The 24,799-nt window shown below is 64.6% G+C and carries 23 protein-coding genes; 10 read left to right on the plus strand and 13 right to left on the minus strand.

The window, feature by feature from the left end; genetic code table 11:
* Positions 1-739: 739 nt before the first annotated feature.
* A complete protein-coding gene (locus CFY91_RS08135; RefSeq protein ID WP_093985855.1) occupies positions 740-1,189 on the minus strand; it encodes a MarR family winged helix-turn-helix transcriptional regulator in 450 nt (149 codons plus the stop codon).
* 140 nt (positions 1,190-1,329) lie between these two features.
* On the opposite strand from CFY91_RS08135, the gene CFY91_RS08140 reads away from it, so the two are divergent.
* From CFY91_RS08140 to CFY91_RS08150, 3 genes are read left to right on the plus strand one after another with little or no spacing between them, the layout of a single operon-like run.
* A complete protein-coding gene (locus CFY91_RS08140; RefSeq protein WP_093985856.1) occupies positions 1,330-3,099 on the plus strand; it encodes an N-acetylglutaminylglutamine amidotransferase in 1,770 nt (589 codons plus the stop codon).
* 20 nt (positions 3,100-3,119) lie between these two features.
* The gene (gene ngg, locus CFY91_RS08145) at positions 3,120-4,853 is read left to right on the plus strand and encodes an N-acetylglutaminylglutamine synthetase (RefSeq protein WP_093985857.1); all 1,734 of its coding nucleotides are present in this window, start codon (positions 3,120-3,122) and stop codon (positions 4,851-4,853) included.
* A gap of 8 nt (positions 4,854-4,861) precedes the next feature.
* On the plus strand, positions 4,862-6,058 hold the full coding sequence (locus tag CFY91_RS08150; RefSeq protein ID WP_093985858.1) for an osmoprotectant NAGGN system M42 family peptidase: 1,197 nt from the start codon (positions 4,862-4,864) through the stop codon (positions 6,056-6,058).
* Positions 6,059-6,142: 84 nt separating this feature from the next.
* On the opposite strand, the gene CFY91_RS08155 is transcribed toward CFY91_RS08150, so the two are convergent.
* Both CFY91_RS08155 and CFY91_RS08160 read right to left on the minus strand, forming a co-directional pair.
* Complete coding sequence (locus CFY91_RS08155) at positions 6,143-6,442, minus strand: DUF7352 domain-containing protein (protein WP_093985859.1); 300 nt, start codon at positions 6,440-6,442, stop codon at positions 6,143-6,145.
* Positions 6,443-6,513: 71 nt separating this feature from the next.
* Positions 6,514-7,446, minus strand: coding sequence for a LysR family transcriptional regulator (locus tag CFY91_RS08160; RefSeq protein ID WP_093985860.1), 933 nt, complete (start codon positions 7,444-7,446; stop codon positions 6,514-6,516).
* A gap of 97 nt (positions 7,447-7,543) precedes the next feature.
* On the opposite strand from CFY91_RS08160, the gene CFY91_RS08165 reads away from it, so the two are divergent.
* Genes CFY91_RS08165 through cysD form a run of 3 tightly spaced genes read left to right on the plus strand, consistent with a single transcriptional unit; the run spans position 7,544 to position 10,745 of the window.
* Positions 7,544-8,983, plus strand: coding sequence for an NADP-dependent isocitrate dehydrogenase (locus CFY91_RS08165; RefSeq protein ID WP_093985861.1), 1,440 nt, complete (start codon positions 7,544-7,546; stop codon positions 8,981-8,983).
* Between the two features lie 9 nt (positions 8,984-8,992).
* The gene (locus CFY91_RS08170; RefSeq protein ID WP_093985862.1) at positions 8,993-9,802 is read left to right on the plus strand and encodes a DUF6671 family protein; all 810 of its coding nucleotides are present in this window, start codon (positions 8,993-8,995) and stop codon (positions 9,800-9,802) included.
* Between the two features lie 19 nt (positions 9,803-9,821).
* Positions 9,822-10,745 carry a sulfate adenylyltransferase subunit CysD gene (cysD, locus tag CFY91_RS08175; RefSeq protein WP_229727128.1) on the plus strand — a complete coding sequence of 308 codons (924 nt, stop codon included), beginning with the start codon at positions 9,822-9,824 and terminating at the stop codon, positions 10,743-10,745.
* On the opposite strand, the gene CFY91_RS08180 is transcribed toward cysD, so the two are convergent.
* The 5 genes from CFY91_RS08180 to CFY91_RS08200 all read right to left on the minus strand — a co-directional run bounded on the left by CFY91_RS08180 (position 10,742) and on the right by CFY91_RS08200 (position 16,133).
* A complete protein-coding gene (locus tag CFY91_RS08180) occupies positions 10,742-12,064 on the minus strand; it encodes a sensor domain-containing diguanylate cyclase (protein ID WP_093985864.1) in 1,323 nt (440 codons plus the stop codon). The two genes, cysD and CFY91_RS08180, sit on opposite strands and share 4 nt — an antisense overlap.
* Positions 12,065-12,207: 143 nt before the next feature.
* Positions 12,208-12,942: a proteasome-type protease gene (locus tag CFY91_RS08185; protein ID WP_093985865.1), complete on the minus strand. Its 735-nt coding sequence runs from the start codon at positions 12,940-12,942 to the stop codon at positions 12,208-12,210.
* Positions 12,943-12,985: 43 nt separating this feature from the next.
* Positions 12,986-13,783, minus strand: coding sequence for a transglutaminase family protein (locus CFY91_RS08190; protein ID WP_093985866.1), 798 nt, complete (start codon positions 13,781-13,783; stop codon positions 12,986-12,988).
* Complete coding sequence (locus CFY91_RS08195) at positions 13,780-14,721, minus strand: alpha-E domain-containing protein (protein WP_093985867.1); 942 nt, start codon at positions 14,719-14,721, stop codon at positions 13,780-13,782. Before CFY91_RS08195 ends, CFY91_RS08190 begins: the two co-directional genes overlap by 4 nt.
* Before the next feature lie 2 nt (positions 14,722-14,723).
* Positions 14,724-16,133: a circularly permuted type 2 ATP-grasp protein gene (locus tag CFY91_RS08200; RefSeq protein WP_093985868.1), complete on the minus strand. Its 1,410-nt coding sequence runs from the start codon at positions 16,131-16,133 to the stop codon at positions 14,724-14,726.
* 259 nt (positions 16,134-16,392) lie between these two features.
* Here CFY91_RS08200 and CFY91_RS08205 point away from each other — a divergent pair, with 259 nt between their 5' ends.
* The gene (locus tag CFY91_RS08205) at positions 16,393-17,562 is read left to right on the plus strand and encodes a nucleotide sugar dehydrogenase (RefSeq protein WP_093985869.1); all 1,170 of its coding nucleotides are present in this window, start codon (positions 16,393-16,395) and stop codon (positions 17,560-17,562) included.
* A 4-nt stretch (positions 17,563-17,566) separates the two neighbouring features.
* Here the strand turns inward: CFY91_RS08205 and CFY91_RS08210 are convergent, their stop codons facing one another.
* From CFY91_RS08210 to arsB, 4 genes are all read right to left on the minus strand, one after another.
* The gene (locus CFY91_RS08210; protein WP_093986048.1) at positions 17,567-18,034 is read right to left on the minus strand and encodes a hypothetical protein; all 468 of its coding nucleotides are present in this window, start codon (positions 18,032-18,034) and stop codon (positions 17,567-17,569) included.
* Between the two features lie 62 nt (positions 18,035-18,096).
* A complete protein-coding gene (locus CFY91_RS08215; protein WP_093985870.1) occupies positions 18,097-18,333 on the minus strand; it encodes a thioredoxin family protein in 237 nt (78 codons plus the stop codon).
* Positions 18,334-18,351: 18 nt separating this feature from the next.
* Positions 18,352-19,356 carry a permease gene (locus CFY91_RS08220; protein WP_093985871.1) on the minus strand — a complete coding sequence of 335 codons (1,005 nt, stop codon included), beginning with the start codon at positions 19,354-19,356 and terminating at the stop codon, positions 18,352-18,354.
* Between the two features lie 11 nt (positions 19,357-19,367).
* Entirely contained in the window at positions 19,368-20,447 is a 1,080-nt protein-coding gene (arsB, locus tag CFY91_RS08225; protein ID WP_093985872.1) for an ACR3 family arsenite efflux transporter, read from the minus strand.
* Positions 20,448-20,552: 105 nt separating this feature from the next.
* On the opposite strand from arsB, the gene CFY91_RS16295 reads away from it, so the two are divergent.
* The 3 genes from CFY91_RS16295 to arsJ are packed head-to-tail and all read left to right on the plus strand — an operon-like array spanning position 20,553 to position 23,623.
* Positions 20,553-21,335: a metalloregulator ArsR/SmtB family transcription factor gene (locus CFY91_RS16295; protein WP_093985873.1), complete on the plus strand. Its 783-nt coding sequence runs from the start codon at positions 20,553-20,555 to the stop codon at positions 21,333-21,335.
* 56 nt (positions 21,336-21,391) lie between these two features.
* Positions 21,392-22,396: an ArsJ-associated glyceraldehyde-3-phosphate dehydrogenase gene (locus tag CFY91_RS08235; RefSeq protein ID WP_093985874.1), complete on the plus strand. Its 1,005-nt coding sequence runs from the start codon at positions 21,392-21,394 to the stop codon at positions 22,394-22,396.
* A 9-nt stretch (positions 22,397-22,405) separates the two neighbouring features.
* Positions 22,406-23,623, plus strand: coding sequence for an organoarsenical effux MFS transporter ArsJ (arsJ, locus tag CFY91_RS08240; RefSeq protein WP_093985875.1), 1,218 nt, complete (start codon positions 22,406-22,408; stop codon positions 23,621-23,623).
* On the opposite strand, the gene CFY91_RS08245 is transcribed toward arsJ, so the two are convergent.
* Positions 23,620-24,789, minus strand: a complete 1,170-nt coding sequence (locus tag CFY91_RS08245; RefSeq protein WP_093985876.1) for an L-lactate dehydrogenase — start codon at positions 24,787-24,789, stop codon at positions 23,620-23,622. The genes arsJ and CFY91_RS08245 overlap by 4 nt on opposite strands.
* Positions 24,790-24,799 lie beyond the last annotated feature (10 nt).

The following is a 24,799-nucleotide window of genomic DNA, read 5'->3' on the forward strand; positions in this document are numbered from 1 at the left end:
CTTAAGTGAACAGCATTACCGCATTGCGGGGCTTTTCATCGTGGGCTTGTATCACGGCTTATTTCTTCGGCCGTTTCTGTTGAAAAATAGGTTTTGTAGCAACCAGCCGTTGAACTGAGCGGGCAAACTCCGCAAGTTCAGTAATTTGCGGATATTGCATCAGGGCCACAATCATCTCTGCCGAGCTCAGTCTCTAGCCCTCTGCAGCATATCTGCCGCCGTACCCTTCTTCAGTAGTTCATACACCACCGCCAGGAAAACGTCTCGCGTCGAGTCGTCGCTGAGCAGCTGCGGGGTAGAGCACCGGCTATAGGTCACCGCATCATGCCTCCGAGGATGGTAATTGCCGGCGGATCAAGATCACTCTGAGCGAACAGGAATGCGAAGCGGGCCTTCGTGCTAAAAAACTCTAATTCAGGATGCGAGTTCAACTCCCTAAACGACCGTTCATCTAAAAGATTGCGCGGGGGCATTTTAGGGGGCACAAAAACTGAATGTTTATTCATAATCTATATAAATCAGTACCTTATGAGGTCAATTAAATTCCCCCCGGCCCACCAAATAAACCCCTGATTTTCTAGCGAAAATCAGGGGTTTTTCTTTGGCTGTCGAAAAGTGTGTTAAGCGTTTGCTGGTCTATGTCTTCTTGACTCATCCCGCCACAGGAGGGCTGGCCGGTCTCTGTAAACAGGGGCGGTGTCGCCGTCCCTGTGGGCCAGCCCTGTGCCGAGGGCACGGCTCAACTGTCAGCTTCCCCGCACAGTTCTGCGGCCTGCAGCAAGGCGGCAGTCAATGCATGTTGCTGCCATTCCGGTAGTGCGGCGAATGCCAGCCTGAAGGTGGGGGGTAGTAGCGGCGGGGCTTGCTGCAAGAGCTGTAGCCCTGTGTCGCTTAGGGAAAGCCATTGTCGGCGCCGATCCGCGGGGTCGCGCTCCCGACCTAATAGTCCCTGTTCTTCCAGGCGATCCAGCATGCCCGAGAGCGTTGCCGCACTCAGGCTGACACGGCGACTGAGGGTGCTGGCGGTCAGTTTGGGCTCGGCGGCCAGCACTTGCAGGATCAGCAGTTGCATGGGGGTCAGTCCGCCATAACGGGATAGTCGCTTGGCGTGCACTTCGCCGGCCTGCTGCAAGCGTCGCAGTGCCCGGAAAAGCGCGGGTTCAAACGCATCGACTGGTAGTGATTCCATTTCAGTTGTAACCAATATTTCAGATTTATATCAGTAATTGTCAGAAATAAAACTTTGACATGAAAGTGTTTTTTTGTTTCGGTAAAAAAGGATTCGCCACTGCGCGACCACCTCCCCAACGGCAACACCGGTAAGGAACTATGTGCGGAATCGCAGGAGAACTTCGCTTTGACCAGCAGCCGGCCGACCTGGCTGCACTGGCAAGAATCACTCACCATCTGGCTCCGCGGGGGCCTGATGATTGTGGCTTTCATAGCCAGGGCTGCCTGGCCTTTGGCCATCGCCGTCTGAAGATCATGGACCTGGGGGCGGCGTCGGCACAGCCGATGATCGACCCGCAGCTCGGCTTGTCGCTGGTCTTCAATGGCGCAATCTACAACTATCCGGAGCTGCGTGCCGAATTGCAGGGCATGGGCTACGTATTTCACTCCGACGGCGACAGCGAAGTACTGCTCAAGGGCTACCACGCCTGGGGCGAGGCTCTGCTGGCGAAGCTCAACGGGATGTTTGCCTTCGCCATCTGGGAGCGGGACAGCCAGTCGCTGTTTCTCGCCCGTGACCGGCTGGGCATCAAGCCGCTGTATTTCACCCAGGATGCCCAGCGCCTGCGTTTTGCCTCCAGCCTGCCTGCCTTGCTCGCGGGTGGCGGGGTTGACGCTGGCCTGGACCCGGTCGCGCTGCACCATTACCTGAGCTTCCATAGCGTGGTGCCGGCGCCTCGGACGCTGCTGCGCGCGGTGGAAAAGCTGCCTCCCGCCAGCTGGTTGCGTATCGATGCCAATGGCCGACGCGAGCAGCAGTGCTGGTGGCAGCTGACGTTCGGCCCGCAGCGAGACGAGATTCAGCTGGAAATGGGCGATTGGCAGGAGCGTGTGCTGACCTCTCTGCGCGAGGCGGTGGCGATTCGCCAGCGTGCAGCGGTGGATGTTGGCGTGCTGCTCTCCGGCGGTGTCGACTCCAGCCTGCTGGTCGGGCTGCTGCGCGAGGCTGGCGTGGCGGATCTCTCGACCTTCTCGATTGGCTTCGAGGATGCCGGAGGTGAACGCGGCGACGAGTTCCATTACTCGGATTTGATCGCCCGTCACTACGGCACGCGTCACCATCAGCTGCGCATCAGTGAGCGGGAGATCCTCGAGCAGTTGCCGGCGGCCTTCCGCGCCATGAGCGAGCCGATGGTCAGTCATGACTGCATCGCGTTCTATCTGCTGTCGCGCGAGGTCAGCCAGCATTGCAAGGTGGTGCAGAGCGGCCAGGGCGCCGACGAACTGTTTGCCGGTTATCACTGGTACCCGCAGATCGACGGCCAGACGGATGCTGTGCAGGCATACCGGCGCGCTTTTTTCGACCGCGAGCATGACGAGGTACTGGCCACTTTGCAGGAGCGCTGGCATGCCGGCGACTGGGCCGGCGAGTTTGTCAGCGCGCATTTCGCCCAGCCGGGCGCCGCCGCTCCAGTGGACAAGGCGCTGCGTGTGGATACCACGGTGATGCTGGTCGACGACCCGGTCAAACGGGTCGACAACATGACCATGGCCTGGGGCCTGGAGGCCCGTACACCTTTCCTCGACTACCGCGTGGTCGAGCTGGCGGCACGTATTCCGCCACGCTTCAAGCTGGGTGACGGCGGCAAGCAGGTACTCAAGGAGGCCGCGCGCCAGGTGATCCCGGCGGCGGTGATTGACCGGCCCAAGGGTTACTTCCCGGTTCCTGGGCTGAAGCACCTGCAGGGGGCCACGCTGGACTGGGTGCGTGACCTGTTGCTCGATGGCAGTCAGGAGCGCGGTCTCTATGAACCCGCTATGTTGGACCGCCTGTTGAGTGATCCAGCCGGGCATATCACGCCACTGCAGGGTTCTAAGGTGTGGCAGTTGGCTGCGCTCAACCTCTGGCTTTCGCAGCACGGTCTGTAGGCCGTTCACAGGAGCCCATCATGCGTGCAACGGCCTACAAACAGCGTCTGGTGCGCGGTCAATCGCCCAGTTACGAGCGTCTCCAGGCGCACCATGCCAAGGCTGGCAACCAACCTTGCGAGCCGCAGCGTATTCATTGTGGCTGGGGGCGCTTGCTGATTGGCCACACCTATCCACGGGCTGAGGCGCTGGCCACGGATTTACTGGGTGAGCAACCTGGCCAGCGCGATATTGCGCTCTATGTGGCAGCGCCCCAGCAGGTGCTGGCCTATGCGCCGCAGCAACTGTTTCTTGATCCCTCGGATACCCTGCGCCTGTGGTTCAGTGATTACCGCCCGGCTCGCCGGCGCTTTCGCGGCTTCAGTATTCGTCCCGTACAGACGAGCAGCGACTGGTCTGCTGTCAATTGCCTCTATGTACAACGCGGCATGCTGCCGGTGGATGTTGAACAACTTACTCCCCGAGAGCAGGGCGGGCCCAGTTACTGGTTGGCGGAGGACGCCCGCGGCGCAGTAATCGGCAGCGTCATGGGGCTCAATCATCGCAAGGCGTTTGATGACCCGGAGGGCGGTAGCAGCCTGTGGTGCCTGGCGGTCGCCGCCGACTGTCCGTGTCCGGGGGTGGGCGAGGCGCTGGTGCGCCACCTGGTTGAGCATGGCATGAGTCGCGGTTTGAGTTATCTGGATCTGTCGGTGCTGCATGACAACCAGCAAGCCAAGGCGCTTTACCGCAAGCTGGGTTTCCGGCCTCTGCAGACGTTTGCCATCAAGCGCCGCAACGGCATTAACCAGGCCCTGTTCCTCGGCCCTGGTCCGGATGCTGCGCTGAATCCCTATGCGCGGATCATCGTCGACGAGGCGCAACGCCGGGGTATCGAGGTGCAGGTCGATGATGCGCCGGCGGGGCTGTTCACGCTGAGCCACGGGGGGCGGCGGATACGCTGTCGGGAATCGCTGTCAGACCTGACCAGTGCGGTGAGCATGACGCTCTGCGCCGATAAGCAGTTGACCCATCGAGCCTGGGCCCAGGCCGGTCTTAGCCAGCCCGCCCAGCAGTTGGCCGCAGGCGCGCCGGCCAATGCCGAGTTCCTGGCGCGGCATGGGCGGGTTGTGGTCAAGCCGGTCAATGGCGAGCAGGGCCAGGGCGTGGCCGTGGACCTGCGGGATGCCGAGGCCTTGGAGCGGGCGATTATGCGTGCCCGACAGTTCGATGCTCGTGTGCTGCTGGAGAGCTATCACCCCGGCCATGATCTGCGCATCGTGGTCATCGGCTATGAGGTGGTTGCTGCGGCTATCCGGCATCCGGCCATGGTGGTAGGCGACGGTCTGCACCGTATCGAGCAACTGATCGAAGCCCAGAGCCGCCGCCGTGCTGCCGCTACGGCCGGGGAGAGTCGAATTCCGCTGGACGAGGAAACCCTGCGCACCCTGCGTGATGCCGGCTATGCCCTCGACAGCATCCTGCCGGCCGGTACGCGCCTGGCGGTACGCAAGACAGCCAACTTGCATACCGGCGGCACGCTGGAAGATGTCACTGCGCGCCTGCATCCACAGCTGTCCGAGGCGGCAGTCTGTGCTGCGCGGGCGTTGGAGATTCCGGTCGTCGGCCTGGATCTGCTGGTCGAGTCGGCAGACCGGCCGGCTTACGTGCTGATCGAAGCCAACGAGCGGGTCGGGCTGGCCAACCATGAGCCACAGCCGACGGCCGAACGCTTCATCGATCTTCTGTTTCCCCTCAGTCGCCCACAGGGCTAGGAGCCACCATGCGCTTGCCTGCACCTGACCTGGACTACCTGCGTCGCGTCCTGCTGGAAATGCTCGCCATTCCCAGTCCCACCGGTTTCACCGATACGCTGGTGCGTTATGTGGCCGAGCGTCTTGACGAACTCGGCATCCCCTATGAACTCACGCGTCGTGGCACCATTCGCGCCACACTCAAGGGGCGCCTGTCGAGCCCGGATCGGGCCGTCTCGGCGCACCTGGATACGATTGGCGCCAGTGTGCGCGAGATCAAGGATAGCGGCCGTCTGGCCCTGGCCATGATCGGTTGCTGGTCCAGTCGCTTTGCCGAGGGCAGCCGGGTCAGTCTGTTTACCGACCACGGCGTGCTGCGTGGCAGCGTGCTGCCTCTGCTGGCTTCCGGGCACGCCTTCAATACGGCCATCGATGAACTGCCGATCAGTTGGGACAATGTCGAGCTGCGTCTGGATGCCGACTGCAGCAATCGCGCTGATGCCGAGGCGCTGGGGGTCTCGATCGGTGATTTCGTCGCGTTCGATCCGTTACCGGAGTTCAGCGAAAGTGGGCATATCAGTTCGCGCCATCTGGACGACAAGGCAGGCGTTGCCGCGCTGCTCTGTGCGCTCAAGCAGATTGTCGAATCAGGACTGACTCCCGAGATCGACTGCCATCCGCTGTTCACCATTACCGAGGAAATTGGCTCCGGTGCCGCGGCTGCCTTGCCCTGGGATGTCAGTGAATTTGTCGGCATCGACATTGCTCCGGTTGCCCCGGGCCAGCAGTCCAGCGAGCATTGCGTCAGCGTGGCCATGCAGGATTCGGGCGGCCCCTATGACTATCACCTGACCCGGCATCTGTTGCGGCTGGCCGCGGAGCAGGCTATACCGGTGCATCGCGACCTGTTTCGCTACTACCACAGCGATGCCCAGTCGGCGATTGCCGCAGGGCATGATATCCGCACGGCGCTGCTGGCCTTTGGCTGCGATGCCACCCATGGCTACGAACGCACCCACATCGACAGTCTGCTGGGGCTGACGCAACTGCTCAGCGCCTACCTGATGAGCCCGCCGGTATTTGCCAGTGATGCCCAGCCGGCGCAAAACCATTCCCTGCAACGCTTCAGCCGCCAGATCGAATGCGATACGCAAATGGCTTGTGAAACCCAGTTGCCCACGCTGGGCAGCCTGCTGGAGGTTGGCGGCGATGAGCCGACGGCCTGACAACGGGGGGATTGTCCGGTTGGCTCCGCGTCGCGCCTGCCTGTCACGACGCGGAGCAAGGCCGGTCCGGCCGTCTGCAACGCTTTAGGCGGCGACCCGGGCTGCGCGACTCGGCCGGCTGTAGAGGTGCCAGGCTTCGGGGGCTAGGGCATCCACGGCGGTATCGACGTAGTGGTAATCAGCGGGAATGCCATCGCCACTGCGGAACAGGCGCAGCTCTAGGTGCTCCTGCGCGCGTTGCGGGTCGGTGGGGACTTCCACCCAGCAGCACACCTGCTTGGTGACCAGCACATACTCCGCCTTGAGTAGGCGCCAGCCTTGTGGCAGGCGCAGTTGCACGGGCGAGGCATCGGTAGGAATGATGTGCTTGTGAACGGTTTTCATCGTCTGGCGCTCCGTACGGGTAGGGGACAGTCACAGACTAGGGAGGTCCGACAGGCGTGGAACAATGGATTTTATGTGCTGGTTGAATTGCTGATCAGCAATGAATCACCTTCACGGACGAACTCACTGAAGGCCGCCGCCACCGGCGACAGCGCCTTGCCCCGCCAGCGCACCAGGTACCAGCGGTTGGGGATGGGGAACTGCTCCACCTCCAGCTCCACCAGATTGCCCGGCGCGGTATGCACCAGCGTGTGCCGCGACACGATGGCAATGCCCAGTCCGGCCGCTACCGACTCCTTGATCGCCTCGTTGCTTTCGATGGTCATGCGCGGCCGCAGGCTCCAGCCAAAGCGGGCAAAGTGCTCTTCGATGGCGCGGCGGGTGCCGGAACCCGGCTCGCGGCTGATAAACGGCTCCTCGGCCAGGTCTTCCCAGCGCAGGCGCTTGCCGGCCAGCGGGTGTGCGGCGGGGGCAATCACCACCAGCGGATTGTCGGCCAGCGGCGTGGCGACGATATCCAGGTGCTGCGGCGGCTGGCTGAACACATAGAGGTCATCGAGATTGTCCTGCAGGCGGCGGATCACCTCGGAGCGGTTGGCGATATTGAACTGCACTTCGACCTGCGGGTAGCTGCGGCAGAACGGCCCTAGCAGGCGCGGCACCAGGTACTTGGCCGTGGTCACCACGCCCAGCCGCAGCTGGCCGGCGGTCAGCCCACGCAGTTGGCCCAGGCGCATTTCCAGGCGGTCCAGCGCCTCGAACAGCTCGCGGGTGCCCAGCAGTACCTCACGGCCGGCATCGGTCAGGTGCAGGCGCTTGCCGATCTGCTCGAAGAGACTCAGCCCCAGCGCCTGCTCCAGCTTGCCGAGCTGGGTCGATACCGACGGCTGGGCCAGGTGCAGGGCGTGGGCGGCCTCGGTGACGCTGAGTCGCTCGGCCACCTCGCGGAAGATTTCCAGCTGGCGGAAGGTGGTCTGGCGGGTGTGGAAGCGGGATCTATCCATCGTCTTTAGGCAATGCTTTAGCTGATTAAATTCGATTATCAACAATCAATCTTGCTGGCCAGAATAGCCTCGAATCCCCTGACTGACGAGGCGCATCATGCACAAGACTCCCATCACCGTGGCCTACGGCGACGGCATCGGCCCGGAAATCATGCAGGCCAGCCTGCGCATCCTCGATGCCGCCGGCGCCGCCATCGCACCGGAGGTGATCGAAGTCGGCGAAGCCGTGTACAAGCGCGGCGAGCTGGCCGGCATCGCTCCCGAAGCCTGGGAATCCCTGCGCCGTACCAAGGTCTTCCTCAAGGCGCCGATCACCACCCCGCAGGGTGGCGGCTACAAGAGCCTCAACGTGACCACCCGCAAGGCACTCGGCCTCTACGCCAACGTCCGCCCCTGCGTGGCCTACGCGCCCTTCGTGCAGACCAAACATCCGACCATGGACCTGGTGATCGTGCGCGAGAACGAGGAGGACCTCTACGCCGGTATCGAGCACCGCCAGACCGACGAGGTGTTCCAGTGCCTCAAGCTGATCAGCCGCCCCGGCTGCGAGCGCATCGTCCGCTACGCCTTCGACTACGCCCGCCAGCAGGGCCGGCGCAAGGTCAGCTGCTTCGTCAAAGACAACATCATGAAATTCACCGACGGCCTGTTCCATCAGGTGTTCGAGGAAATCGGCCGCGAATACCCGGACCTGGAACAGGAAACCTGGATCGTCGACATCGGTGCAGCCAAGCTGGCTGACACCCCGGAGCAGTTCGACGTGGTGGTGATGCCCAACCTCTACGGCGACATCCTCTCCGACGTGGCCGCGCAGATCGCCGGCAGCGTCGGCATGGCCGGCTCGGCCAACATCGGCGAGCAGTGCGCCATGTTCGAGGCCATCCACGGCTCGGCGCCGCGGCGCGCCGGGCAGAACCTGGCCAACCCCTCCGGCCTGCTGCAGGGCGCCGTGCAGATGCTGCTGCACATCGGCCAGGGTGAGGTGGCCAGCCGAGTGCAGAACGCCTGGCTGCGCACCCTCGAGGAGGGGCTGCACACCTACGACATCTTCGACCAGGCCCACAGCCGGAAAAAGCTGGGGACCCGCGAGTTCGCCGATGCGGTGATCGCCCGCCTCGGTCAGCGGCCTGAGATGCTGCGCGCGGTGGACTACCCGGCCGACAGCCGTCTGCCCCAGCGGCCGCTGCCCGAGCGCCCGCCGGCGCACAAGCAACTGGTCGGCGTCGATGTGTTCCTCCATCAGCGCGAACAACCGGCCAGCGAACTGGGCAACCGGCTGCAGACGCTGGCCAGCCCGGGCCTGCCGCTGTCGGTGATCACCAACCGCGGGGTCAAGGTGTGGCCCAACGGCTTTGCCGAAACCACCTGCGTTGATCACTGGCGCTGCCGCTTCCTGGCACCGGCCGGGCAGGCGGTGGACTTCGCCGAGCTGCTCGCTCTGCAGACCCGCCTGAACCTGGCCGGTTTCGAGCCGATCAAGACCGAGAACCTCTACACCTTCGATGGCGAACCCGGTTACGCCGCCGTGCACGGCTGAGGAGACCCCATGAAACGCCTGAGCTTTCTCACCTGCCACCACAAGGCACCGCTGGTGGAAGAGGCCCTGGCCGGCTGCGGCTTCCGGGTGGAAACCCTCGACAGCCTGGATACCGACCGCTTCGGCACCTTCAGCCGCGAGGTGGAGCGCCTGGGCAGCGCCCACGAAACGGCACTGGCCAAGGCGCGGCTGGCCGCCGAGCATACTGGGAGCCGCTATGGTCTGGGCAGCGAAGGCAGCTTCGGCCGCGACCCCTACCTGGGCATGCTGGCCTGGAACAGCGAACTGCTGTGTTGGTGGAACCATGAACGCGGCTATGCGGTATATGCCAGCCAGGGTTCCAGCGACACCAACTATGCCCACCGCGAGGTGCGCAGCCTGGAGGAGGGCCGGGCTTTCGCCCGCGCCGCCGGCCTCCCCGAGCACGGATTGATTCTCGGCCGCCCCGGCGAGCCCTGGTTTCGCAAGGGCCTGCAGCACGGTGAGACGTTCGAGGGACTGCTGCGCGAAGTGCTGGCCACGCAAGCCAGCGTGTGGATCGAGACGGACATGCGTGCCCACCTCAATCCACGCCGCCAGGCGGTCATCCGCCGCGCCGCACAACGCCTGGCCGACCGCCTGAGCCAGCACTGTCCGGCCTGCCAGGCGCCGGGCTACGGCATCGACCATCTGGAACATGGCCTGCCCTGCCGGGCCTGCGCCACGCCGACCACGCAGGCCGCCCGCGAGCACTGGCTGTGCCCGGCCTGTGGTCACAGCGCAACCCGTCAGCGGCCCGAACGGGCCGACCCCGTCCACTGCCCCAGCTGTAATCCCTGAAGCCATGACAGCCAACCCGATGACCCATCCCGACCGCCTGACCCACCTGCGCGCCCTGGAGGCCGAATCCATCCACATCCTGCGCGAGGTGGTGGCGGTGATGCGCAACCCTTGCCTGTTCTACTCCATTGGCAAGGACTCCACCGTCCTGCTGCACCTGGCCCGCAAGGCATTCTTCCCGGGGCCGCTGCCTTTCCCGTTGCTGCATGTGGATACCGGCTGGGAGTTCGGCGAGATGGCCGTGTTCCGTGACCGCCTGGCGGAAAAGCTGAAACTGGATATGCGCGTGCACATCAATCCCGACGGCGCGCGTCTGAACATCACGCCCTTTTCGGTAGGCTCGGCCAAGTACACCGATGTGATGAAGACCGAAGCGCTCAAGCAGGCGCTGGACCAGTACGGTTTCGATGCCTGCTTCGGTGGCGCCCGCCGCGATGAGGAGAAGTCGCGGGCCAAGGAGCGCGTCTGCTCGTTCCGCGACAACCGCTACCGCTGGGACCCCAGGCAGCAACGCCCGGAACTCTGGCAGCTGTACAACACCCGCGTGCAGCCGGGGGAAAGCCTGCGCGTGTTCCCCCTGTCGAACTGGACCGAGCTGGATATCTGGCAGTACATCCATCTCGAGAGCATCGAGATCGTCGACCTCTACCGCGCCGCCGAGCGGCCGGTGGTAGAGCATGAGGGCACGCTGATCTGCATCGACGACGAACGCATCGTGCCGCACCTGAGCGCCGCCCAGCGCGCCGGCATCCGCAAACGCTGGGTGCGTTTCCGTACCCTCGGTTGCTACCCGCTGACCGGCGCCGTGGAGTCCACCGCCAGCGATGTGCCGCAGATTATTCAGGAGATGCTGCTGACCCGTACCTCGGAACGCCAGGGGCGGATCATCGACCATGATCAGGATGGCTCGATGGAGAAGAAAAAGATCGAGGGCTACTTCTAGCCGGGCAGCCCGTCTTGACCTGGCATGGCCCCGTGCGCGCTGGCCAGCTGAATGCGATTGCCACCGGCACGCTTGGCGGCGTACATGGCCGTATCGGCTTGCTGGAGAAGCTGCGTGGCCTCCTGTGCATGCAGCGGATAGAGGGCACCGCCGATGCTGGGCAACACCTGCTGTGGGAGCTGCTCCAGGGTGAAGGGGGCGTTGAGTGCCAGGCGGATCTTCTCGGCGGCGCGCAGGGCATGGCTGGCACTGCCAAGGTCTTCCAGCAGCACTACGAATTCGTCACCGGCCAGGCGCGCTACGGTATCGGACTGGCGCATGCACCCCTGCAGGCGCTGGGCCACTTGCTGTAACAGCAGGTCGCCGGCCTTGTGGCCGAGGCTGTCATTGATCTGCTTGAAGTTGTCCAGGTCGATGAACAGCAGCCCTAACAGGTGCCTCTCGCGTCGGGCACGCTCCAGCGCAGTGTGCAGGCGGTCGAACAGCAGGGCGCGATTGGGCAGGCCGGTGAGGGGATCGAACTGCGCCATGAGTTGCAGGCGGGTGAGCATCTGTTGCCGCTCGATGAAGGCAACCAGCTGGGTTGCCAGGTAGTGCAGCAACTGCCGGTCGACGGCCTGGTAGCTTAGCGTGCTGCGCTGTCCCTGCAGGAGCAGTACGCCGAGGTTGCCGGAGCTGCCCTGCAGCGGTATGGCCAGCCGGTAGCTGGCATGAGCAGGCGGGGGCTGGCCAGCCAGCAGCTGTTGAGCGTCGGCCAGTAACTGGCTCGCCTCGGCGGGCGTGGCGCAGGGCAGGGCCAGCTGCAACAAGCCGCTGTCGTTGTCCGGCAGGGCAACATGTAGCTCGCTGTCAGGCAGCAGGCCGTGGATGATCTCTCTGACGCGTTGCAGGAGGTCGGGCAGGTTTTCGGCAAAATGCGCCGCTTCGGATAGGGCGAAGGTAGCGGCCTGGCGTTCCTCGCTGCGTTTGCGGGCGGTGATGTCGTGGGCAACGGCGATGCGTACTTGATGCGCTTCGGACCAGCGGGCCGACCACATGACGTGGACGATTTGCCCGTCCTTGCGCACATAGCGATTCTCAAAGCAGGGCAGCGGGGCGCCGGCCATGATCTCGCGCGCCGCTTGCAGGGTACGCGGACGATCTTCCTCCAGCACCAGCTCGATCATCGGGCGGCCTATCAGCTCGTCGGCACGATAGCCGAGCAGCTGTTCGCAGGCTGCACTCAGCGCCATGAAGCGACCATGCGCGTCTACCACGCAAATGGTATCCAGCAGGAGGTCCATGACCGTGTTGTCGAGTATGAAAGCGCCGCTCTTCATGATGGCGAGTTACCGGATTATTGCTGCGGCGTGCAGGAAACTGCGTGACAGGCCTGGGTGACAGACTGCGCTGACAGGATAGTTAGCCGGCTGGATGATGACAAATGTGTGTGCGCCAGGCTCACCCAGCCAAACGCTATGGACTAGTCCCAGTACTGGCCTGGTACATCCGGTAGTTCACCAAGCAGTTGCCGCAGGCCGCCCCCCCACTGGGCGCGGATACGTTCGAAGTAGGGGTCTCCGTCGTGGATACGAAAGCCCTGGGGTACGGCCAGGCTGTTGCGTCGATAGACCAGCACGTCCAGCGGCATGCCCACCGACAGATTGCTGCGGATGGTTGAGTCGAAACTGATCAGCGCGCAGCGTAGTGCCTGTTCCAGGGGCGTGGCATGGTGCAGCGCTCGATCAAGGATGGGCTTGCCGTACTTGCTCTCGCCAATCTGGAAATACGGGGTGTCCAGCGACGATTCGATGAAATTGCCCTGTGGGTAGAGATTGAACAGACGGGGCGTTTCGTGGCCGATCTGCCCCCCGACAAGGAACGAGCAACCCAGGTCGAGGCCCTGGCACAGCGTGGCACCCTGGTCGCGCTGCAGCACCTCGCGTAGCGTGGCGCCGACCAATCCGGCGGCATCGAACAGGGTGGCAGCGTTGTGCAGGTTGGCCTGCTCGCTGCCCCAGCGTTGGCGCAGCAGGCTGACCACCGATTGCGAGGTGGCCAGATTACCCGCGCTTTGCAGCACGATCAGCCGTTCGCCGGGGACGCCGAACAGGTGCAGCTTGCGGAAGGTGGCGATGTGATCCACACCGGCATTGGTGCGCGAGTCGGAAACGAACACCAGGCCATCGGCCAGGTTCATGGCAACGCAGTACGTCATGGCGGAGCACTCTGCAGGGCTTGCGGGTAGCCAGTCTGGCGCATCATTGCTGGGCTTGCACCCGTTGTTGGCTGACCTGGACACGTGCATGCATCTGTTCGCCACTGCCGCCACGGCGCATGCCGCGTACCGGGCAGGCGTCCAGATAGTCCAGTCCCACGGCGAGCTTGAGGTGACGCTCAGCACGTGTCAGACCATTGGTCACGTCGAAGCTGTACCAGGCGCCATCGATCCAGGCTTCTGCCCAGGCGTGGCTGGCCAGGTGGGCGCTGTCATCGCTGAACAGGTAGCCGGATACATAGCGTGCGGCCACGCCCAGGCTGCGTGCGCAGGCCAGGAAGGCATGGCTGTGATCCTGGCAGACCCCGGCGCCGACCGCGAAGGCTTCCGCGGCGGTACTGTCGACGCGGGTGCTGCCTGGGCTGTAGGGCATGGCATCGGCCAGGCCGAACATCAGCTCGCTGAGGGCCGCGCGGTCACGGTGTGCGCCGCAATAGCGCCGGGCGAACTGGCGCAAGGCCTCGTCAGCCTGGGTCAGCCGGGTGAAACGCAGGAACGGCAGTGGCGACAGGCTGTCCTGCTCGCAGTCGCGCGTGGTGTCGATTTCAACCTGGCCATGCGCACTGATCAGTAGCGAGTCATGTGGCTCATCGAGGCTCAGTACATGCAGGATGTTGCCATAGGGATCCCGCTGCGCCGGTACCGGGCGCGGTAATTCGAGATGCCAGTCGAGTACGTGTTGGCGCTGGCTTTCCTGCGGGGTCAGGCGCAGGTACTGGATGCTGGCGCGCACCTGGTCATCGTAACGATAGGTGGTGTCATGACGGATGGCGAGTTTCATGCGGCCTCCAGATAGGCGCTGTGGATGGCGCCGGCCAGGTGGTTGATGTGCAGGATGCATTCGGATAGCCAGGCGTGCAGGCCGGTGGCGAGGATTTCCTCGATGCCGGTGTAGCGCAGGCGCGCTTCCAGTTCGGCGGCCATGCGTTGCGCCGGACGGCCGTTTTCGCCAGGCAGGCTGGCAAGGATCAGCGCGGCTTCACCCAGGCAGGCGCGCAGCGAGCGCGGTACGTCCTCGCGCAGGATCAACAGTTCGGCGACCTGGCGCTTGTCCGGCGCGCCACGGTAAATCTCGCTGAACGCCTCGAATACCGAGAGGGCGCGCAGCAGCGCACTCCATTGGTAGTAGTCGCGCGCCGAGCCTTCTTCGGCCTGCTCGCCGAGCATTTCATAGCGCGAATCGAGCAGGCGCAGGCTGTTGTCGGCGCGTTCGATGTAGGTGCCCAGGCGGATGAAGCGGAAGGCATCGTTGCGCAGGCTGGTACCGAAGGCGGCACCGCGATAGAGATGTGAGCGTTGCTTGACCCACTCGCAAAAGGCACTGATGCCGTAGCCGCCCAGGCCTTGCGAGGCGATCTCGCGCATTTCCAGCCAGGTGGCGTTGATGTTCTCCCACATGTCGGCGCTGATCCGTCCGCGCACCACATGGGCGTTGCTGCGCGCGGCGCGCAGGCAGCTGAAGATCGAGCCGGGGTTGTCGCCATCGAGGGCGAAGAAGTGCAGCAGGCGCTCGGCATCCAGTGCGCCATGGCGGTTGCGGTAGTCCTCCAGGGTGCCGGTGATCTGCAGCGGCATGGCCAGTTCATCCAGGCCGTCGCCACTGCCGTCCTGCGGCATCAGTGACAGCGAGTAACTGACATCCAGCATGCGCGCCAGGTTCTCGGCACGCTCCAGGTAGCGCGACATCCAATAGAGTGCGGCAGCGGTTCTCGACAGCATGTTCAGTCCTCCACCACCCAGGTGTCCTTGGTGCCGCCGCCCTGCGACGAGTTGACCACCAGCGAGCCTTCGCGCAGCGCCACGCGGGTCAGGCCGCCGGGCACCAGGCGGGTTTCCCGGCCGGACAGCACGAAGGGGCGCAGATCGATATGGCGTGGCGCGACGCCCTGCTCGACGAAGGTCGGGCAGGTCGACAGGCTCAGGGTAGGCTGGGCGATATAGGCTGCCGGGTTGGCCTTGAGGCGTTCGCGGAAAGCCTCGATCTCGGCTCGACTGGCGGTCGGCCCGACCAGCATGCCGTAGCCGCCGGAGCCCTGGGTCTCCTTGACCACCAATTCGGGCAGATGGGCCAGCACGTGGGACAGTTCAGCCGGCTTGCGGCACTGCCAGGTCGGCACGTTGGCGAGGATCGGCGCCTCGTCCAGGTAGAAGCGGATCATCTCCGGCACGTAGGGGTAGATCGACTTGTCGTCGGCCACTCCGGTGCCGATGGCGTTGGCCAGCACCACCCGCCCGGCACGGTAGGCCGAGAGCAGCCCTGGTACGCCGAGCATGGAGTCGGGGTTGAAGGCCAGCGGATCGAGGAAGGCATCGTCCAGCCGGCGGTAGATCACGTCGACCCGCCGCGGGCCGGCGGTGGTGCGCATGAACACCTGCTCGTCGCGCACGAACAGGTCGGCCCCCTCGACCAGCTCCACGCCCATCTCGCGGGCCAGGAAGGCATGCTCGAAGTAGGCACTGTTGAAGTGACCGGGAGTCAGCACCACCACGCAGGGATCGTCCACCGCGCTGGCGCTCTTCAGCGTAGCCAGCAGCAGGCTGGGGTAGTGGTCGATGGGCGCGATGCGCTGCGCGGCGAACAGTTCGGGGAACAGTCGCATCATCATCTTGCGGTCTTCGAGCATGTAGCTGACGCCACTGGGTGTGCGCAGGTTGTCTTCCAGTACGTAGTAAGTGCCGTCGCCGTCGCGTACCAGGTCGACCCCGGCGATGTGTGCATACAGGTCACGGTGCAGGTCCAGGCCCTGCATGGCCAGCTGGTACTGGTCGTTGGCCAGCACCTGTTCGGCGGGGATGATCCCGGCCTTGAGGATGCGTTGCTCGTGGTAGAGGTCGGCGAGGAACATATTCAACGCCTTCACGCGCTGGATGCAGCCCTGCTCGATGGTCTTCCACTCGCGCGCCGGGATGCTGCGCGGGATGGTGTCGAAGGGAATCAGGCGCTCGGTGCCCTGCTCGTCGCCATACAGGGTGAAGGTGATGCCGGCGCGGTGGAACAGCAGATCAGCCTCCTGGCGCCGACGTGCCAGTTGCTCGGCGGGTGTCGCGGCCAGCCAGCGGGCGAACTCGCGGTAATGGCTGCGGCAGTTGCCGCTGCCGTCGTACATCTCATCATAGAACTCGCGGGCCATGGATACCTCTCCTTGCGCGGCGGGCATCCTGTGCATCGCAAGCGGCGTGCCAGAAGTGTAGAGCCGTGAAATCAGGCCTCCGCGGGGTGGCTGGCCATGGTGCGCACCAAAGCAGGGCGGCGAGGTGCGCAGCCGGCCGGGCAGGCACCAGGTTGAGGCGGGGCCGTCCTTTGCCTGTCACTTTGGCGCGCTATACCCGGCAACAGCGCGCTGCGCGGCTGTTCGAGTGGTTTTTCATCAAGGATGGGAGAGCAGGACAATGAAATTCGTGGTTGTTGGGGCCGGCTATATCGGCATGGCCAATGCGCTGATGCTGGCGCGCCAGCACCAGGTGGTGGTGCTGGACGTGCAGGCCGACAAGGTGGTCAGCATCAACCAGCGCCGCTCGCCGATTGATGATCAGCTGGCGCAGCGCTGGCTGGACGAACAATGCCTGGCGCTGAGTGCCACCCTCGATCCTGCCGAAGCGTATGCCGGCGCGGACTATGTGCTGATTGCCACGCCCACGGACTTCGATGCCGTGCGCGGCTGCTTCGACACGCGCTCCGTCGAGACGGTGGCCGCCGCTGCGCAGCGCTATTGCCCGGACGCCTGCCTGGTGGTCAAGTCCACGGTGCCGATCGGCTACTGCCGGCGGTTGCGTGGGCAGCTGGGCGAGACCGCCCGGCTCCTGTTCAGTCCGGAGTTTCTCCGTGAAGGGCAGGCCCTGCAGGACTGCCTGGCTCCCTCGCGCATCGTGGTCGGTGGTGACCCGCACCTGGCCCGGCCGTTTGCCGAGTTGCTGCTGGAGGCTGCCGAGCGGCGTGATGCGCCTGTGCAGGTGTGCGGCAGCGACGAGGCCGAGGCCATCAAGCTGTTTGCCAACAGCTACCTGGCGATGCGCGTGGCGTTCTTCAATGAGCTGGACAGTTTTGCCCTGGGGCGTGGCCTGGATGCCCGGCAGCTGGTCGAGGGGGTATGCGCCGATCCGCGCATCGGCCGGCACTACAACAACCCGTCCTTTGGCTACGGGGGCTATTGCCTGCCCAAGGATACCCGCCAGTTGCTGGCCGATTTTGCCGGGCTGCCGCATAGCCTGATCGCGGCGGTGGTCGAGGCCAATGCCGAGCGCAAGCAGTGGCTGGTCGAGGATATTCTGCGCCGCCAGCCCCGGGTGGTGGGTGCCTACCAGTTGGCGATGAAGCAGGGCTCGGCCAATTACCGTGAATCAAGCATCGTCGACGTGCTGCGCCTGTTGCAGGCGCAGGGGGTCGAGGTGCTGGTCTACCAGCCTGGCCTGGGCGAAAGGGAGTTGCCCTGGGCCAGCCATTGCGAAGAGCTGGCCCAGTTCAAGGCGCGTGCCGAGCTGATTCTCTGCAATCGCCGCGATCCGGCCCTGGCCGATGTCGCGGAGAAGGTCTACAGCCGCGACCTGTTCGGCGTGGATTGACGGCTCAGGCGAGCACTTCGTCCTCGCGGATCAGCACGCACTGCCAGCCGTCGTCATCCTCGAAGCTTTCGTAGAGGTAGTACATCTGCACGCGGCCGTCGGCTTCGGTGACGGCCAGCAGGTCACCGGGTTCCGGTTGGAAGAAGTCTGTGCTGCCAGGGCGTGCCTGGCATTCCACGCGGGCGCTGAAGAAAGTCTGCGGATCTTCGCCGTCGTAGTACTCCTCGCGCTCGGCGGCATCCCAGTCCTGCGGTGGCTCGAAGACCCCGCGCAGTTCCACGCAGGCCTCGCCCAGGTCGTTTTCCTCGGCATCAGGGTCTTCGTGGTCCGGGCGATACAGGGTGGCTTCCAGGCTGTGACTGTTCTGTAGCACGGCCAGGCGTGCGGCCAGGCGGCGCTCGGGGTCAAGGGCGGCAGCCTCACAGTGTTGTTGCCAGTGAGGATCGTCGAGCAGAGCTTGGCTGGTAGGCATGATGGCGTTCCAGGTGAGTGGGGCGGCCATCATCGCATGGTCGCCTGGCAGGGGTAAGTCTTTCAGGCCTGCAGCAGCAGGTGGGCGATTTCCTGACTGTCGAGAACGCGGCCGCTGGCGACGACGCGCTCATTGATGACCAGCGCGGGTGTGCTCATGACACCCAGGGCGGCGATGGCGGCATAGTCGCTGACTTTTTCGATGGAGGCATCCATGCCCAGGGTGGCTAGGGCTTGCTGGGTATTCTCCAGGAGCAGTTGGCATTTCTTGCAACCTGGGCCGAGGATCTTGATGTGCATGGGAGGCTCCTTGTCTGCCTAAAGCAAAAGGTAGGCGAAATGGTTGAACAGATAGCCGATCAACGTGATGCCGACCACCACGATGGTGAAGAACAGGGCAAGCAGGGGGGCCTTCACCACCTTTTTCAGCATGATCAGCGCTGGTAGCGATAGCGCGGTTACCGCCATCATGAACGCCAGCACCGTGCCCAGGCCGACGCCCTTGGCCACCAGGGCTTCGGCAATCGGCAGGGTGCCGAAAATATCGGCGTACATTGGCACCCCGACCAATGTCGCCAGCGGTACCGACCACCAGTTGTTCTGGCCGATCAGGTCGCTGATCAGCTCGGCGGGAATCCAGTTGTGGATGGCGGCGCCGATGCCCACGCCGATCAGGATATACAGCCAGACACGCTGGATGATCTCCGCGACCTGCTGGCGCGCATAGCGCAGGCGATCCGCCAGAGTTAGTTGCTCGACGGGCAGATCGAGCGCCCGGTGCTGGGTCACGAAGGCTTCGACGTAGCGTTCCATGCGCGCCCGTCCGATCAGACTGCCGCCGAGTACCGCCAGAACAATGCCGACCACCACGTAGGCCAGGGCTATCGACCAGTTGAAGATGCTGGCCAGCAGGATCATCGAGGCCAGGTCGACCAGTGGCGAAGAGATCAGGAACGAAAAGGTCACCGCCAGCGGCAGCCCGGAACTGGTGAAGCCGATGAACAGCGGAATTGACGAGCAGGAGCAGAACGGCGTGACCGTGCCGAGCAGCGCACCGGTGAGGTTGGCCCTGAAGCCGCGCATGCCGCCGAGAATGCGCCGGGTGCGCTCGGGCGGGAAATAGCTTTGCACCCAGGAGATGACGAAGATCAGCACCGAGAGCAGGATGAAGATCTTGATCACGTCGTAGATGAAGAAATGCAGGCTACCGCCCAGGCGGCTGGCCATGTCCAGGCCGAAGACCTTTTCGATCAGCAGGCGCACCAGATCGGACAGCCAGTTCATGCGCAGCAGCTGGTCGTTCAGCCAGGCGAAGCTATCCATGGTTCAGCTCCTCACGGGCGCGGCAGGGCGCGTTCGTACCAGGCACGGCTGCGATTGACCCTGCGCACCAGCCAGAGCATCACCGGCACCTCGATCAGCACGCCGACCACCGTGGCCAGCGCGGCGCCGGAGTCGAAACCGTAGAGCACGATGGCCACGGCCACCGCCAGTTCGAAGAAGTTCGAGGCGCCGATCATGCTGGCCGGCCCGGCTACGTCGTGACGTACCCGCAGACGGCGGCACAGCCAGTAGCCGAGCGCGGCGATGAACAGGGTCTGCAGCAGGATCGGCACGGCAAGCAGGCCGATCACCAGCGGCTGTTCGACGATGGCTTCGCCCTGGAAGGAAAACAGCAGCACCAGGGTGGCCAGCAGGGCCAGGATGGAGAAGGGCGAAATCTTCGCCAGCGCGGCCTGGAACGCCTCTGCACCGCGCTTGAGCAACTGCGCGCGGAGGAACTGGGCGATGGCCAGCGGGATGACGATGTACATCAGCACCGAAAGCAGCAGGGTGTCCCAGGGCACCGGGATCGACGAAACACCGAGCAGCAGGGCGACGATGGGCGCGAAGGCGAACACCATGATCAAGTCATTCAGCGCGACCTGGGTGAGGGTGAAGTTGGCGTTGCCGTTGCACAGGTTGCTCCACACGAACACCATCGCCGTGCAGGGCGCGGCGCCCAGCAGGATCAGCCCGGCCATGTAGCTGTCCAGCTCGCCGGCCGGCAGCCAGTCGGCGAACAGCACCTTGATGAACAGCCAGCCGATCAGCGCCATGGAAAACGGCTTGATCGCCCAGTTGACCAGCAGGGTGACGCCCATGCCGGCTTTCTGCTGGCGAACCTCATGCAGCGCCGCGAAGTCGATCTTCATCAGCATGGGGATGATCATCACCCAGATCAGCAGGCCGACCGGCAGATTGACCTGCGCCACTTCCAGCGCGCCGATGGCCTGGGCGGCCTCGGGCATCAGCAGGCCGAGCAGGGTGCCGGCGATGATGCACAGAAACACCCACAGCGTCAGGTAGCGCTCGAAAAAGCCGAGCGGCGCGCCAGAGGCCTGTTTTGTCGCGACTTCACATGCAGATGTCATCGTTTGCTGCCTATCCTCGACGGGCCAAGGGCCCAATAATATTCGCTTTACCGAATATATGAAGAATAATATATTCGCTGCCGTGCATCTTTGATAGAGATCAACATGAGTCAGAAACAGCGTGTGCTCTTTCTCTGTGTAGCCAACTCCTCACGCTCGCAGATGGCCGAAGCCCTGTTGCGTCACCTCGATCCGGAGCATTTCGAGGCCTTCAGCGCTGGTAGCGCGCCTACGCAGGTGGATGACCGCGCCCGCCATGCCCTGCAACAGCTTGGCATCTCTTGCGAGGGTCTGTTCAGCAAGTCCATCGAGCAGGTGACCGGCGAGCCCTTCGACTATGTGATCACCCTGTGCGACAAATCCGCGCTGGAGTGCCTGGCGTTGCCCGGGGCGGGCGAGTACATCGCCTGGAACTTCGCGGACCCGGCGACCAGTACGGACAAGGCCGCCTACCGCAAGACGCTGCAGGAGATTCACGAGCGGATAAAGCTGTTCGTGCTGATCAAGAGCCGGCCGGCCGCGCCCGTGGCTGAAGGCGGCCTGCTGTCGCCCACCGAGCTGTTCAAGTGCCTGGCCGATGAGACTCGCGCACGCATCGCGCTGCTGCTCAGCCTGGAGCAGGAGCTGTGTGTCTGCGAGCTGACCGCGGCGCTCGACGAGGCGCAGCCGAAGATTTCCCGCCACCTGGCCCTGCTGCGCGGCAGCGGCCTGCTGGAGGACCGGCGCAACGGCCAGTGGGTCTACTACCGCCTGCATCCGCAACTGCCGGCGTGGGTGGGCGAGGTGCTCAGGCAGACTCTGGAGCACAACGCCGAATGGTTGCGCCAGGACGTCGAGCGCCTCTGGCAGATGCGCGACCGGCCGGGGCGCAAGCCCCTGTGCGCCTGACAGGCCTCACTACCGCGCGTTCCACCTACCCGTTTCGCCGTTAACGAGGATTCACCATGACCATCAAAGTAGGCATCAACGGCTTCGGCCGCATCGGCCGTCTGGCCCTGCGCGCCGCCTGGGACTGGCCCGAGCTGGAGTTCGTGCAGATCAACGACCCGGCCGGCGACGCCGCCACCCATGCCCACCTGCTGAATTTCGACTCGGTGCATGGCCGCTGGCAGCACGAGGCCGGCAGCGATGGCGACTGCGTGGTGATCGCCGGCAAGCGCATCCGCGTGACGGCCAACAAAGCCATCGCCGACACCGACTGGAGCGGCTGCGACCTGGTGCTCGAAGCCAGCGGCAAGATGAAGACGGTCGCCGTGCTGCAGGGCTATCTGGAGCAGGGCGTGAAGCGCGTGGTGGTTTGCGCGCCGGTCAAGGAGCCGGGCGCGCTGAACGTGGTGATGGGCGTCAACCAGCAGCTGTTCGACCCGGCGCAGCACCGCATTGTCACGGCCGCCTCCTGCACCACCAACTGCCTGGCGCCGGTGGTCAAGGTGATCCACGAAGCGCTGGGCATCCGCCACGGCTCGATCACCACCATCCACGACCTGACCAACACCCAGAGCATCCTCGACACGCCGCACAAGGACCTGCGCCGCGCCCGCGCCTCAGGGCTCAGTCTGATCCCCACCACCACCGGCTCGGCCACCGCGATTGCCGAGATCTTCCCCGAGCTGCGCGGCAAGCTGAATGGCCACGCCGTGCGCGTGCCGCTGGCCAACGCCTCGCTGACCGACTGCGTGTTCGAGGTCGAGCGCGCGACCAGCGCCGAGGAGGTCAATGCGCTGCTCAAGGCCGCCGCCGAGGGCCCGCTGAAGAACATCCTCGGCTACGAGGAGCGCCCGCTGGTGTCCATCGACTACCGTACCGACCCGCGCTCCTCGATCATCGATGCGCTGTCGACCCTGGTGGTCAATGGCACCCAGGTGAAGGTATATGCCTGGTACGACAACGAGTGGGGCTATGCCAACCGCGCAGCAGAGCTGGCGCGGCTGGTCGGCGCGGCGGGGTAATCGGCGATCATGAAGGCGTTGTCAGCCCTGTCTGCGCAAGTCCGCCAGTACCTGCTGGTCACCGGCAACTACTGGGCCTTCACCCTCACCGACGGTGCCCTGCGCATGCTGGTGGTGCTGCACTTCCACAGCCTGGGCTACACGCCGCTGCAGATCGCCGCGCTGTTCCTGTTCTACGAGATATTCGGCGTGGTCACCAACCTGGTCGGTGGCTACCTCGGCGCGCGCCTGGGCCTGAACCGCACCATGAACCTCGGCCTGGGCCTGCAGGTACTGGCCCTGCTGATGCTCACGGTGCCCACCGCCTGGCTGACCGTGCCCTGGGTGATGGGCGCGCAGGCGCTGTCGGGTATCGCCAAGGACCTCAACAAGATGAGCGCCAAGAGCTCGATCAAGCTCCTGGTGCCGGACAACCAGCAGGGCACCCTATACCAGTGGGTGGCCATCCTCACCGGCTCGAAGAATGCGCTCAAGGGCGTCGGCTTCTTCCTCGGCGGTGCGCTGCTGGCGCTGCTCGGCTTCAGCGGCGCGGTGCTGGCGATGGCCGCCGTGCTGGCGCTGATCTGGCTGGGCAGCCGGGTGTTGCTGAAGAAGGACCTGGGCAAAGCCAAGGCCAAGCCGAAGTTCCGCGACCTGCTGTCGAAGAGCCGGGCGATCAACATCCTGTCGGCCGCCCGCCTGTTTTTGTTCGGCGCCCGCGACGTGTGGTTCGTGGTGGCGCTGCCGGTGTACCTGAGCACGGTGTTCGGCTGGGACTTCTGGATGGTGGGTGGTTTTCTCGCTGCCTGGGTCATCGGCTACGGCATCGTGCAGTCCTTCGCCCCGCGTATCACCGGCAAACAACGCGGACAGCTGCCGGACGGCCGCAGCGCGTTCGTCTGGGCCGCGCTGCTGGCCGGCCTGCCGGCGCTGATCGCGCTGGGCCTCGGTACTGGCTGGCCAGCGCAGTGGGTGCTGCTCGGCGGGTTGCTGCTGTTTGGCGTGCTGTTCGCGGTGAACTCCTCGCTGCACAGCTACCTGATCGTCAGCTACGCCAAGGAAGACGGCGTATCGCTGGACGTGGGCTTCTACTACATGTCCAACGCCCTGGGCCGGCTGATGGGTACGCTGCTCTCGGGCTGGCTCTACCAGCAGTACGGCCTGGCCACCTGCCTGTGGTGGTCGAGCCTGTTCGTGCTGCTGGCGGCGCTGTGCTCGCTGGGATTGCCGCGCCGGGCAGGCGATTAGCCGGCCTGGCAGGGCTCCAGCAGTTCGGCGTTGATCTGCTCGATGCGACTGACGCCACACAGCGCCATGGCCACAGCCAGTTCGTTGCGCAGGGCTTCCAGCAGGTTTTGCACGCCAGCCTGACCGGCGCCGGCCAGGGCCCAGGCCCAGGGGCGACCGATCAGCACGCCCTGGGCGCCGAGGGCCAGGGCCTTGAGCAGGTCAACGCCACTGCGTACGCCGCCATCCAGAAGGATCGGCAGGCGTCCGTCGAGTGCGCTCGCCACGCCGGGCAGCTGGCTGATGGTCGAGGCCACGCTGTCCAGTTGGCGACCGCCATGGTTGGACAGCACGATGCCGTCGGCGCCGCATTGCAGGGCGCGCAGCGCATCGGCCGGTTCGAGAATACCCTTGAGAATCAGCTTGCCGGGCCATTGCTGGCGCAGCCAGTGGATATCCGCCCAGCTGACCGAGGGATCGAACTGCGCATCCAGCCAGGCCTTGAAGGCTGTCAGGTCGCTGGGGTCGGCCACCCGGTCAGCCAGGTTGCCGAAATGATGCGGCTTGCCGGCAATGCCCACGTCAACCAGCCAGTGCGGGCTGAGTGCCAGTTGCGTGGCCTTGGCCAGCCGCCCGCGCCAGCCGGCATCCAGCATGCCGTTGCGGATATCGCGCCGGCGGATGCCGGCCACCGGCAGGTCCACGGTAAACAGCAGGGTGTCGCAGCCAGCCGCCAGCGCCCGTTGCAGCAAGGCCGTTACGGCGCCACGGTCACGCAGCATGTACAACTGGAACCAGCAGGGCTGGGCGCACGCCGCATGTACTTCTTCCACGGCGCAGATACCGACGGTAGACAGGCTGAAAGGCACGCCCACAGCCTCGGCGGCACGGGCCGCCTGCACCTCGCCGCGCCGCGCATAGAGCCCGGCCATGCCCAATGGTGCCAGGGTCAGCGGCATGCTTAGCGTCCGGCCGAACAGCTGGCAGCGCGTGTCCAGCTGGCTGACGTCGCACAGCACGCGCTGGCGCAGGCGCAGGCGGGCAAAGTCGGCGCAGTTGGCGGTCAGGGTGTGCTCGGCATTGGCGCCGCCATCGATGTAGTCGAAAAGAAAGCGGGGCAGGCGGCGTTCGGCCAGGCGCCGGTAATCGGCACAGTCGGCGGGAATGATGCGGTAGGTGCGCGACATGCGGGTGTCC

Source organism: Pseudomonas fluvialis (genome assembly GCF_002234375.1).
In the GTDB taxonomy this organism is placed as follows: domain Bacteria; phylum Pseudomonadota; class Gammaproteobacteria; order Pseudomonadales; family Pseudomonadaceae; genus Aquipseudomonas; species Aquipseudomonas fluvialis.

Excerpts from the sequence above, each read along its gene's own strand:
- CFY91_RS08135 (WP_093985855.1), bottom strand. The coding sequence starts at position 1,189 with ATGGAATCACTACCAGTCGATGCGTTTGAACCCGCGCTTTTCCGGGCA.
- CFY91_RS08140 (WP_093985856.1), top strand. The coding sequence starts at position 1,330 with ATGTGCGGAATCGCAGGAGAACTTCGCTTTGACCAGCAGCCGGCCGAC.
- ngg (WP_093985857.1), top strand. The coding sequence starts at position 3,120 with ATGCGTGCAACGGCCTACAAACAGCGTCTGGTGCGCGGTCAATCGCCC.
- CFY91_RS08150 (WP_093985858.1), top strand. The coding sequence starts at position 4,862 with ATGCGCTTGCCTGCACCTGACCTGGACTACCTGCGTCGCGTCCTGCTG.
- CFY91_RS08155 (WP_093985859.1), bottom strand. The coding sequence starts at position 6,442 with ATGAAAACCGTTCACAAGCACATCATTCCTACCGATGCCTCGCCCGTG.
- CFY91_RS08160 (WP_093985860.1), bottom strand. The coding sequence starts at position 7,446 with ATGGATAGATCCCGCTTCCACACCCGCCAGACCACCTTCCGCCAGCTG.
- CFY91_RS08165 (WP_093985861.1), top strand. The coding sequence starts at position 7,544 with ATGCACAAGACTCCCATCACCGTGGCCTACGGCGACGGCATCGGCCCG.
- CFY91_RS08170 (WP_093985862.1), top strand. The coding sequence starts at position 8,993 with ATGAAACGCCTGAGCTTTCTCACCTGCCACCACAAGGCACCGCTGGTG.
- cysD (WP_229727128.1), top strand. The coding sequence starts at position 9,822 with ATGACCCATCCCGACCGCCTGACCCACCTGCGCGCCCTGGAGGCCGAA.
- CFY91_RS08180 (WP_093985864.1), bottom strand. The coding sequence starts at position 12,064 with ATGAAGAGCGGCGCTTTCATACTCGACAACACGGTCATGGACCTCCTG.
- CFY91_RS08185 (WP_093985865.1), bottom strand. The coding sequence starts at position 12,942 with ATGACGTACTGCGTTGCCATGAACCTGGCCGATGGCCTGGTGTTCGTT.
- CFY91_RS08190 (WP_093985866.1), bottom strand. The coding sequence starts at position 13,783 with ATGAAACTCGCCATCCGTCATGACACCACCTATCGTTACGATGACCAG.
- CFY91_RS08195 (WP_093985867.1), bottom strand. The coding sequence starts at position 14,721 with ATGCTGTCGAGAACCGCTGCCGCACTCTATTGGATGTCGCGCTACCTG.
- CFY91_RS08200 (WP_093985868.1), bottom strand. The coding sequence starts at position 16,133 with ATGGCCCGCGAGTTCTATGATGAGATGTACGACGGCAGCGGCAACTGC.
- CFY91_RS08205 (WP_093985869.1), top strand. The coding sequence starts at position 16,393 with ATGAAATTCGTGGTTGTTGGGGCCGGCTATATCGGCATGGCCAATGCG.
- CFY91_RS08210 (WP_093986048.1), bottom strand. The coding sequence starts at position 18,034 with ATGCCTACCAGCCAAGCTCTGCTCGACGATCCTCACTGGCAACAACAC.
- CFY91_RS08215 (WP_093985870.1), bottom strand. The coding sequence starts at position 18,333 with ATGCACATCAAGATCCTCGGCCCAGGTTGCAAGAAATGCCAACTGCTC.
- CFY91_RS08220 (WP_093985871.1), bottom strand. The coding sequence starts at position 19,356 with ATGGATAGCTTCGCCTGGCTGAACGACCAGCTGCTGCGCATGAACTGG.
- arsB (WP_093985872.1), bottom strand. The coding sequence starts at position 20,447 with ATGACATCTGCATGTGAAGTCGCGACAAAACAGGCCTCTGGCGCGCCG.
- CFY91_RS16295 (WP_093985873.1), top strand. The coding sequence starts at position 20,553 with ATGAGTCAGAAACAGCGTGTGCTCTTTCTCTGTGTAGCCAACTCCTCA.
- CFY91_RS08235 (WP_093985874.1), top strand. The coding sequence starts at position 21,392 with ATGACCATCAAAGTAGGCATCAACGGCTTCGGCCGCATCGGCCGTCTG.
- arsJ (WP_093985875.1), top strand. The coding sequence starts at position 22,406 with ATGAAGGCGTTGTCAGCCCTGTCTGCGCAAGTCCGCCAGTACCTGCTG.
- CFY91_RS08245 (WP_093985876.1), bottom strand. The coding sequence starts at position 24,789 with ATGTCGCGCACCTACCGCATCATTCCCGCCGACTGTGCCGATTACCGG.